General features: G+C 43.5%; 1 protein-coding gene. It reads right to left on the bottom strand.

Annotated elements, in window-relative coordinates:
• The coding region (locus ACFSC2_RS25255) for a SprB repeat-containing protein (protein ID WP_379817696.1) at positions 1 to 536 on the bottom strand (536 nt) is incomplete at both ends.

Raw genomic sequence — 536 nt, forward strand, 5'->3', positions numbered from 1 at the left:
AACTGTAGCTGTTCCATTTGCTCCTCCAAAACATGATACCGCCGTTGTAGATGCAGTTCCGTTAAGAGCGGCGGCTGGTTGTCCAACCACAATCCCTGTAATTGTTCTTGTACAGGCATTTGCATCTGTAATAGTTACGCTGTATGTTCCTGCTGCTAATCCCGTAATTGTAGCAGTAGCAGCCCCTGTCGACCATAAATAAGTATATCCAGAAGTTCCTCCCGTAGGTGTAACGGTTGCTGTTCCGTTACCTCCCCCAAAACAAGAAACGGCAGTTGTAGAAATTGTTCCGTTAAGAACAGTCGGCTGTGTTATTGTAATATTATTGATGGTTTTAGCACAAGAGTTTGCATCTGTAATAGTCACACTATAAGTTGTACCTTGTGAAAGACCTGTAACTGTAGCAGTAGTAGCTCCTGTTGACCATAAATAAGTATATCCAGGAGTTCCTCCACTTGGAGTAACTGTAGCTGTTCCGTTAGCTCCTCCAAAACAAGAAACTGATGTTGTACTCACTATTCCGTCAAGGACAGCAG

The organism is Flavobacterium artemisiae (assembly GCF_042678225.1).
In the GTDB taxonomy this organism is placed as follows: Bacteria; Bacteroidota; Bacteroidia; order Flavobacteriales; family Flavobacteriaceae; genus Flavobacterium; species Flavobacterium artemisiae.